The 10,382-nt window shown below is 46.1% G+C and carries 7 protein-coding genes; all 7 read right to left on the bottom strand.

Annotated features, from left to right (window positions below; translation table 11 throughout):
* Window positions 1-121 precede the first annotated feature (121 nt).
* Window positions 122-1,807, bottom strand: a complete 1,686-nt coding sequence (flgK, locus tag G596_RS0118390; protein WP_022763285.1) for a flagellar hook-associated protein FlgK — start codon at window positions 1,805-1,807, stop codon at window positions 122-124.
* A 338-nt stretch (window positions 1,808-2,145) separates the two neighbouring features.
* The gene (locus tag G596_RS0118385) at window positions 2,146-2,667 is read right to left on the bottom strand and encodes a flagellar protein FlgN (protein WP_022763284.1); all 522 of its coding nucleotides are present in this window, start codon (window positions 2,665-2,667) and stop codon (window positions 2,146-2,148) included.
* A gap of 191 nt (window positions 2,668-2,858) precedes the next feature.
* On the bottom strand, window positions 2,859-3,140 hold the full coding sequence (gene flgM, locus G596_RS0118380) for a flagellar biosynthesis anti-sigma factor FlgM (RefSeq protein WP_022763283.1): 282 nt from the start codon (window positions 3,138-3,140) through the stop codon (window positions 2,859-2,861).
* A 276-nt stretch (window positions 3,141-3,416) separates the two neighbouring features.
* Window positions 3,417-5,696: a YfhO family protein gene (locus G596_RS0118375; protein WP_022763282.1), complete on the bottom strand. Its 2,280-nt coding sequence runs from the start codon at window positions 5,694-5,696 to the stop codon at window positions 3,417-3,419.
* A 138-nt stretch (window positions 5,697-5,834) separates the two neighbouring features.
* A complete protein-coding gene (locus G596_RS0118370; protein ID WP_022763281.1) occupies window positions 5,835-8,036 on the bottom strand; it encodes a transglutaminase family protein in 2,202 nt (733 codons plus the stop codon).
* Entirely contained in the window at window positions 8,033-9,199 is a 1,167-nt protein-coding gene (locus tag G596_RS0118365; RefSeq protein ID WP_022763280.1) for a DUF58 domain-containing protein, read from the bottom strand. The genes G596_RS0118370 and G596_RS0118365 overlap by 4 nt, the downstream gene beginning before the upstream one ends.
* Window positions 9,189-10,142 carry an AAA family ATPase gene (locus G596_RS0118360; RefSeq protein ID WP_022763279.1) on the bottom strand — a complete coding sequence of 318 codons (954 nt, stop codon included), beginning with the start codon at window positions 10,140-10,142 and terminating at the stop codon, window positions 9,189-9,191. Before G596_RS0118360 ends, G596_RS0118365 begins: the two co-directional genes overlap by 11 nt.
* Window positions 10,143-10,382 lie beyond the last annotated feature (240 nt).

Here is a 10,382-nt window from a genome sequence, read left to right as displayed (position 1 = left end):
GGGGTTGCTACTCGTCCGGGGGACGAGTGCTTAGCAACGACCGGAGTGGAACGTAGACCGTCGGTTCAGCGCGGACCGAAGCGGAGCGAAGACAGGTGGCACGAAGTGCCGGATGAGGGGATTACGAGCCAAGCGCCGTAACCACGTGCTCGAGCATCTCGCTGACTACATTTATATATCTACTCGATGCATTGAATGCATTCTGGAACTTAATCATGAATTCAAGTTCTTCATCACTTGAAACTCCCACGATCTGCTCTCTCGCATTTGATACTGCAGACACTGTCAGTTCCTGATTGGACTTGATTCCCTTATATACATCACCTGAGTTCGCAACCTGTGAAACCAGCATGTTGTAATATCCTACGAAATCAGTTTTTGTTGCCACGTTGGGGTTGATGAGATATTTTGCTGTGGTGAATGCACCCTTCAGCTTTTCAACCGTATCATTATCTTCACTTCCGTCTGCGAGGAGGAACTTCATTGCGGTGGGCTCTGCCATGTAAAGCGGATTAACTGCGATGTTGGTAATTATGTAGCCCTTCTTATTCTCTCCTGCCTTGTGATTCTCATCGATGTCGTAGTTGAGGCAATCCTCTTCGTTAAGGACTTTGAAAAGATCGTAATCGGAAGTTCTTCCTTCCACCTCACCGAGAGTTACGGGGTTACTTCCCGCATCCTCATACACCTGATTTATTGCTGTGCAGATATTCTTGATCATCTGGTCGAACTCTGCTTCCACGTTCATGATAACTGACTGTGCGATGTTTGTATTGTAGTAGGCACCTGTCGGATCATCTGTTATATCGTGATAATTTGCGTGGTGGTCACCTCTTGCAAGAAGTGTTGAGCGAAGTTTTCCGATATCTGTGTTCATTGCTGTGGAGACTGTCTGTGTAAGGTCAAATACCTTAGCTCCTCTGATATCTGTTACTACCCATTCTTCCTGGATAGGATCGTATTCTTTCTTTGCTGCGAACTCCCAGTAAGGAGTGTTATATCCTGAAGGGCTTCCGCCTTTATCTGCCGGAAGTGTATTGTCACATGCCATGTGGTTTACATGATCAGTTGTTACGAACTGTGTTCCCTCAAACTGTACAAGTACATTTCCGAAGATGTCTTCGTAGTAGCTAATTCTTCCGAGCTCTCCGAGCTGATCGAGAAGAAGATTTCTCTCATCTCTAAGATCGTTTGCATGCTCCTGATTTCCCGACTCTATCTCAACTATCTGAAGGTTAAGCTCTTTTATCCTGTCACCGATCTTATTGATCTGCTCAACCAGATCCGCAACCTTGAGATCCATGTTATCCTGGTAATTTGTGAGGCCTTCGTATACGCTGTTAGCTCTTGTGATAAACTCGTTAGCTCTTGTCACGAGTGTGCTCTGGTTAACCGCGGATGTAGGATTTTTACTCATCTCCTGAACTGCTACCCAGAGGTTACTGAGAGAATCCGCGAACTCGTTTCCGTTCATCTCCTGAAGCTGATCCTCGATCTCTTCAAGGGTTGTAACAGACACATCATAGAAAGCCTGTCTTCCTGACTCCTGCCTGTAGCTCTGGTCAAGGAACAAACTTCTGACCTGTTTACAATTGTTGTAAACAACTCCGAGTCCTGTCTGTTTCCAGGAAATTATTCTGAAATCCTTTTCAGTGGTGATGTAAGGGCGAGTGCCCTGTGAAACCTGTTGTCTCGTATAGCCTTCCGTGTCTATATTTGACATATTGTGGGCGGTGGTGTTCAGAGCGTTACTTGATGTCTGAAGTCCCGATGCTCCAATATATAAGCTTCCCATTAAAGATGCCATGTATTTACCTCATTGCCTATGTGAGCTTGTCTAGATATCCCTTTTCCAGACTGACATCTGCTGTTTTGGTAAGGGCTATCCCTGTCAATTACACTATTACTCATATAATGTATCGGTTAATTTGGCTATTTACTTATATATATGCGCTCACTTTTTTTCTGTTTTCTCTTACCGTTTTTCATGCATAAAAATAAGTCTATTTCATGTTTTCACAGAAATAGACTTATAATTTTCAGAAAAAATCTTCTTTATATTGTTAATCCGTAAGTCCATTTCTTCAAAATTTGAAAATTGACTTACACCTATGCCAAAGTTTACTTTATTACAATTATTTAACATCACTGCTTCGCATCAAACCTTCCCATAGGTGCAACCCCGATAAGATCACCTCTGGTGCCGGCTTTTCTTGTATAGTTTGCAGTTTCAGGTGCACGTCTTGCTGCCTGAATGATATTCATCTCATACTGAACCATCTCAAGTGAACTCTGAAGCAGAATCTGGTTCTGATCATTAACTCTCTGAACATTTTCTGCCAGTGATTTAAGCTTGTCTCTCATCTGTGCAAGACTTCTCTGCTCATTGGGCCTTGAATCAAGCATTCTGATAAGTTCGATAAGCTTGAGATTGTTGCCCTTCTCTCCTATTACATCGGCGATAGCGTCCATGGCAGCTTCTCTTTCTTTGTCCACAGCTGCAATAAGGGAAACCACAGCCTGCTCATCTCCTGAAATCTTGGAAAGTTCTTTCAGATCTCTCTGGATTATCACCGGTGTCTTCTTTCCGGACAAAACCAGAAGTCTTTCATATAATGCACATTCTCTGTCAAGAGCATCAACAAGATTCTGTAATAAGCTTGCCATAGTACTACCTCCAGATGAAGTTCCGCTCTCGCTTCGCTCGCCGGAACTAGGAAACTCACCAGACTCGAAAGAACCTCGCCAGGTGATTTTCCTAAAAAAGGGCAAAGTTATAGAGCCTGCCTAATAGCCATCGGAGCTTTAACCGTTTGATTAAGCCGGCTCTAATAGTTTCTATATGTATTTGGTTAGGATTAACCTAATGATTCACTAAGTTTAGCGAGGAGCTTGTCTGCAAAATCCTCTCCGCTAACGTCATATGTGCCGTCCTTGATTGCACTCTTTAAGCGTGCCGTAACGTCCTCCCTGACATCCGGAGCCTCTTTCACAGCCTGCTTAGCAACCTGAATATCCTTTCCGATTGAAGAAATCTTCAGAGAATCAGAAATATTATTAGTCTTCTGAGTCTTAGCGGTCTTATTCACTTTGCTGGTGCCATAAACTTGTTGAATCTGGCTGTAAGCTTCTATACGCATATCGTTTCCTCCTTCCTTGGAGAATTTCTTTAGTTCTACTACATTTATCGGCGTATTCTGCAATTACTTTAGAGTTTTTTGAAAATATTTTCAAATATATTTTCCGACCTCTCACCGATGTCATCCTGATCAATCTATCTTGTGGACATCGGACTCTACATACCCGATATTGTGGTGTCGCTACTGAAAACCCAAGGTATTGTGCTTTATCTTCCTCACCAATAATAGTATCGGAGAGCCCTTAGCAAAACTTAACCCCTATTTATGAAAAAAATTTTATTTTTTTTTTAGAATTTCCAAATCCTCTGTCACCACCACCGGCTCATCCGGAAGGTAACCTAGATTATCGTTATCAACAATCACAAGATGAAGCTTCTCACCCGCCTTATGATAGCCAAGATCCACCACCTTCTGACAGGACGCGTTACCATAGCCACACAGACTCTCGCCCTCAAGCCTGATTTCAAGCGAGCGCTCATTCGTCCCCTCGCGGTTCATGTAGAAGTACAGCTCGCCATCGAGGTTCGGAGTAACCAGAAACTCAAACTCACCATCCGCCGGCTCACATGTTGCCTTTATAAAAACTTCATCCTCCGCATCCGTGAAATGATTCCACAAAAGTTCCTGCGCTTCAAACGGATTTGCCGCCGGCTCGATAATCTCCATAAGTCCCGGAATCGTCTTATCCGTAATGAGATCCGCCGACAGCGCATACTCATTCGTAATCACATTGTGCGTCGAACTGTCATTTATATGATACTTTATCCCCAGAATCGCATCAGCGCAGCTTGTATTCCAGTTGTCATACATCGTATAAAGACCGTTATCATTGAAACCCAGCCTGTACATGAAAAGTCTATTCTCAACCTTCAGAAGGCTGTTGTAAGTCGTAGTTCCTCTGTACCCAAAATGAAGACTTTCATTCGGTGTCCTGGGACTAAGCGACTCTATTCTGTAATTGCCGTTATCTGCCTCAGCCTTACTGCCGCCAGTCTTTTCGCTGTCAGTCAGCACCTCACCGTTCTCCGCCTCTCGGTCTCTGATAATTCTAAGCGCTGCCTCCGTCTGGATGCACTTCATCCTGTTTCGTGACGCAGTTTCGCCGTTCATCGAAGAATTTCTGTACACACATATAAAATTGAGAGAGAGGTCCGCCGCCAAAACGAGCCCCATAACCAGTAAGGCAGTGAGTCCAGCCTTCTGTACCGGCTCATTTTCCCTATAAAAACAGCCCCATATAACCACTGCCGCCCCGCCTGCAAGAATAAGCAATAAATTCAGGAAAAGAACTTTCCCTCCAAGAAATCTCACATGCGATAACGAAGCAACTCCATACAAGGCAAGCGTAATCACCCCGGCTATCGCAATCTTTCCCGGATGAATCTTCCCCTGATGATTTTTACGCTGACACATAGCAAGATAAGCCATGGTTAGACACACGAATGAAAAGACAAATGAATACCTGTAGAGATATCCATAGGCCTCGGTTCCGCCGTGAGCCAGCGTATTAAGCGGTTTTATGCAGAAAAATGCAAGCACAATTACAAGATATGAACCAAAGAGAGCTCTTACCTTAACACTTATTTTCGAAGTCAGGAAAAACAGAACGCATGGCATTATCAAAACCGCGCCAAAATAGATATTGGGCATGCCATCCATAATCTCCATCGTGTCATAGCTCATCGTGAAGAGCTTAGGCAGCACATCCAGGGGTGACAAATATCTCCCCACCGCTTCGGAAGACGGAAGATATTTCTGAAAAGCTTCCATCATCGGACCGGAATGATCCTTATTACTTCCCATAAGAGACATGACTGTGGGCACCAGAAACCAGACATCCAGAGCAATCGCAATCGCAGAGCCAATTAAAAACCTCCCAAAGCCCTTCAGGGTATCAGCCTTACCAAACAGCACCCATAATACCGCGAACACTCCAAGGAAAATCAGCACCATCGCCGCGATATAATAATTCACAAAAATCATCACCATTACAGAGAGCACATACAAAAGCGTTCCCCGCTTCTCATGATGAATCAGTTTATCGAAACCCATTGCCACAATAGGAAGCATGATCACAGCATCAAGCCACATGATATTTGTCATGTTGGCGACAGTCCAGCCACAAAACGCAAAGGCAACCGAGATTTGCAGATTGAGCAGAACCGAGCCAAAACCACAACGCTCATCAGCTCTCCTCCCAACATGCGACAAAAACAGCGACATGCAAAAAGCTATCGATGCCATTTTCAGCATGATAAGAAATGTCACCGCGGTGGCATAGTACTGCTCGGGAATAAAGATGAACATCAAAAGAAACGGGCTCGTAAGATAGTAGGCCCAGATACCGAACATTTCCGCGCCTAGCCCGCAGTTTTCAGAGTACAGAAAACCGTCCTTCCCATGCCACACATTGTGATAGTAGGAAAAGAAATCCACGTACTGCTGCTTCATGTCCTCGTACAAAAATGTGCGATCTCCAAACGGAGTTATATGAAGCACAAGGCACAGCGCCAAGAATAAAACAAGTGAAAAGCTGAAGGCATAGAGGGCTGTCAAGAAAGCCCCTCCGGTCCCGCCACTCCTATTTACATCACTCCCAAAAGTCTCGGACCTTTCATTACTTCCAAAAGTCCCAGACCTTTCATTACTTCCAAAAATCCCCAACTTAATCCTAAGTTTCCCCCTGTCAAAACATCAGCTCTCGCTTGCCCTCAGCGCTCTGCGCTGTGTGAAGCAGAATTTCTTCAACCGGGAAAACCTCTCCTCCATTTCAATTCTCTCAGGCTCCGTGATCTCCCTGTCGGAGTACAAAATCTCCTCATAGGTCCCAAGGAAGGAAAGCAGCTCAGCGCTGAATTTCCCGCTAAGTCTCTCCTCATACTCGCTCAAGGTCTCATCCTGTCTTCGTCCAAGATGCCGTCTCCTCAGAAGCTCCATGCTGTTTTTACAAAGAGTCGTGGCCTTTCCGCGCTCGCTCATTCTCAAATAGCGCCTTCTCTTTAGAAGCCTGTCCAGCGCAAACATCAAAAGTGTAAGCGACACTCCCGCAAAGACCGGAATCAGAATCTTGTACCAGTCTATCTTTATAGAGGTCTTCTCCTCTACCGGCTCCTCGTAGGTCTCTTCCTCTTCTTCGGAGTAAGCATGCGCCGCCAGGTAGGCCTCACGCTCCTTCTCAAGCAGAAGCTCCCTCTCGGACTGAACCGCCCAAGCGACATCACTTCGCATCCCGGGCGTGGGTTCAAAACCAATCCACCCCAGGCCTTCAATATACGCCTCCGGCCAGGCATGCGCAAGCACCGAACTCACTTCCACCATACTGTGCCTTCCCATCGGCACATTGAAGCCCTGCACATATCTCGCCGGAATCCCATAGGCTCTAGCGAGCAGCACAAACGCCGTAGCATAGTAGCTGCAGTACCCTTCCTTCTTATTCAAAATAAAATAATCAAGAAAATCGGCTTCGCTTTTAATTTCATCCGGAATTTCACCGGGGCTTTCCGTATATTTAAACTCAGCAAACATCCCCTCGAGGCGCTTAAGCTTCTCATAATCAGAGTCCGCACCCTCCAGAATTCCGTCGACATACTCCCTCATCTTATCAGACAACACTGTCTTTGGAAGATAATTGGCATAAACCGCTTCGCGATATTCCAGAAAATCCTCATAAGAAAAATCGCTGTCTATACCGCACTCCGCCTTCGCCGCTTCAAAGCTCTCCTTACTTACCTCATGGGAATCCCTCGCAATCGTATCAAAGAGCTCCGAATCCTTATTAAGGCGATAGAACACCACATCGTAGGGCTTTCTTGCAGCCCTCTTATTGGGAAATTCGATGTCTCCACCCTCACTCTGCCGCTTTTGCCACTTATCTCCAAGAGGCAGATATTTACCCGGTGTGAAAAGACATTTCGTATGCATATCCTTGTACTCAATCGTTAATGCAACCCTTTTCAGGACATCGGTAACCGGATCTTCGCCCATCTCATCCAGCGCGAAGCTCACGGTCTCAATAGTATCCGCAAGGCGCTCATCCATCTCGGAAGTGTCCTTCTTATCCCAGCTGTGACCGTCGAAGGTATCAAAAGTTTTCCCCGAAAGATAGAGCCTTGGGTCATTCTCATTTCCCGACTTCAGTCTCATGACGATTCTCTTATTCGCCGAGAGGTTCCCCGCAAACTCGCCGCGATTTGAAAAGCCGATCACCGCAGAGCCTGTATCCCAGCCGTTTTCGCCAAACACGCTCTCACTCAGCATGACATATTCACTTACAACAAAACCGGAAATCCTCTTTACAATCCCCCAGTCGTAGGGCTTATCCGAAACTCCAAGCGCCGAAACAAGCGCAAATACCACGATTAAAAAAGGTGAAACCGCAACCAGATGCTTCCTCGGTTCGGTATCTCCTTCCTTTACGGAGAATCTCTGAATCTCATCAACTGCCACAAGCAGCGTATATACCAGAATTACGCAGACGCTGATCTTCTCCACCGGCATCCCGGTAAAGAGCGACGATGCAAGGTATATGCATCCCCCCGCTGCGATGAGAATTCGCAGGTTCCGATATTTTCCCGAGAAAAATCCCACCACAAAAACTGCTGCCGCAACAGCCATCTCCCGGAAAATCCAGGAGTATTCCCGCAGCACTTCTATCCTGTCCTCAGAGGGCACAATAAGCCAGAAGGCGAGCACCGCAGCAAGCAAAATCCCCGCAAGCACAGCTCTGCCCCGGAGCTTTAAATGCTTCATCAAAAGCAGATAAAGCGTCGTACCTACCGCAATCACTATCCACGCCTTCTTCACCTCTTCGGGCTCGAAGTACCCGTGAGTAAAGGATGACACCGCTACAGACAGCGGCATTATGAATAACAGATCATAAAGAATCTCAACTATCATGCCTTCGCCTCCGCCGGTGTATCAACTCCAATCCTTACGATGTCAAATCTGCCGCTTACAGTATCTGCCACATCTCCGAGGCTCTCATCCTGAGCAAGATATACCCTTATCGGTGACAGATCCGCATTTATTCTGTCCGCCCCCTCAATCTCCTCGTGAGTCCAGCTCTGCGCCACAAAGATGATCATCCGATAGCCCGCAAGTCCGCCGTCTATGTACAGCTCCTCCAGAAGCTTATCCATATCGTTGTCCTCGCGGAATGAAAATCTGCTCATCTCCGAGTAGAGCGTATCGAAATCGCCCGCATCCCTTACATGGAGCTTTTGCACTTCCCCGGCCTTATAAATAATCTCCGTGGGAATGTTGTTCTCCATATAATAAAAAGAAAGTGCGAGTACCCACTCGATCACCTTATTTTCAGGGGGCAGATACTCCTCCATCCTCTTCTGATATCTTCCGGGATCCATTACTATTGCGATTCCGCTCTTTTCCTCGCCGCGGCGCTCCCTCACCATGAGTTTTTGTGAGATCGCGCTGGCTTTCCAGTTTACAAAGCGAAGGTCGTCGCCGTCTGCATATTCGCGCACGGGAATATCTGGCTCGGTTTTCCTCTGATAATTGTCGCGGTCGGAATCCGACAGAAGTTCACTCCCCTTAAGCTCTGATAAATGCACCATCGCAGGCACCACGATTACGCTGAGGGGCTCCTTTATAGTATAGGTAAACGAGAATATTCCGAAAAAATCTCCCACCACAATTTTCTTAATTCCAACATAATACTCGCCCCTGTAACGGCAGAGGAGCTTGGTCTTTTTCTGAATGGATGAATGCGGCGGAAGCTCATATACAGCGCCGTCGTCGATATCCGAGATCCCTGAAAAAGATGAATAGAAAATTATTCTAAGAGATGAAAATGAAAACCAGCCTTCGTTTTGCAAAGTAATATAAAAATCCGAGGGCGCTTTGCAAACCATGTCGCGCCCCTCGGTCTTCTGATAGATTTTAAGTGAAATTATAACGCACAGAATATACAGATAAGAAATCACGGGAATGAGCAGCACTGTCCAGAAAAAGACATAGGTAACAGCCCCTCCGAACATCGAGATACCGACGAGCGAAAGAGCAAAAAGTGCAGCTAAAATCAACATCCCCTTATTTTTCATAATCCGCCTCCATGGGGATGTTCACCTTCAAAACAAGAGACTCCAAAACATCTTTACTTGTCTTCTTCTGAAGTCTCATCTGAGTAGAAAGAATGAGCCTGTGTGAGAGAACCGGCACCGCCATCTTCTTTACATCATCGGGTTTAACAAAGCTTCGTCCCTCGAGGAAGGCCTTCGCCCTCGATGCCTGTAAGAGATGCAGAAGCGCTCTGGGACTTGCTCCGAGCGAGAATCCGCTGTCCGTTCTTGTGGCGGCAACTATTTGCTGTACATATCCGAGTACGCCGTCGCTAACGTGGATCTTTGATACCTCTTCCCTAAAACCGGTCACATCCTCCGCATTAAGAACCGCCTTCACGTCCTCGATTTTTCTTCCGCTCATGTTATCCCTGGCAAGCCTCAGTTCCTCCTCAGCGGAGGGATAGCCCACTGACAGCCTCATCATGAAGCGGTCGAGCTGCGCCTCCGGCAGCGGATATGTTCCTGAAAAATTGATAGGATTTTGTGTGGCGATAACCATGAAAGGTTGCGGAAGCTGATAAGCCTGACCATCAACAGTGACCTGAGATTCCGCCATCGCCTCAAGAAGCGCCGACTGTGTCTTAGGTGATGTTCGGTTAAGCTCGTCCGCAAGAACAATATTTTTCATCACGCCGCCGGGACGATAATTGAATTCGCCCTTTTTCATGTCATAGACAGACATACCGGTAACATCGCCCGGCATGGTATCCGGCGTGAACTGAATTCGTCCAAAAGATAGTCCGAGAGAACCCGCAAAGGTCCTGGCCAGCGTGGTCTTACCTACTCCCGGAACATCCTCCAAAAGAACATGCCCTCCGGCAAGAAAGCAGCAGAGCACATTGTCAACTGTGTCACCCTTCCCAACAAAGTAATCATTCATCTGCTCCCGAAAAGCATCGAGAGCCACCGTTTTTGTCCCCATTTACTCCTCCGTCATGTAATAAAATTTAAGCCTAAAACCTCGAAATTGTGATTATATTTTAACTCAATATTGGAATATTATCCATTATTTTCAGACACTGAAATTTAATACATATTTAAGACAAACCTAATATTCCATATAGTATCATGAAACTGTAGAGACCACATTCATGTTCTTCCTACAGCTTCCACTTATGTCTGCAGAAACAAGGATATTATTACAGCGTGAATATGGGCAGAT

The sequence above is a fragment of the Butyrivibrio sp. AD3002 genome, assembly GCF_000420905.1.
Taxonomy (GTDB): Bacteria; Bacillota; Clostridia; order Lachnospirales; family Lachnospiraceae; genus Butyrivibrio.
Note: the sequence above shows the minus strand (reverse complement) of the source record. Positions and strands in the feature narration are given on the sequence as shown.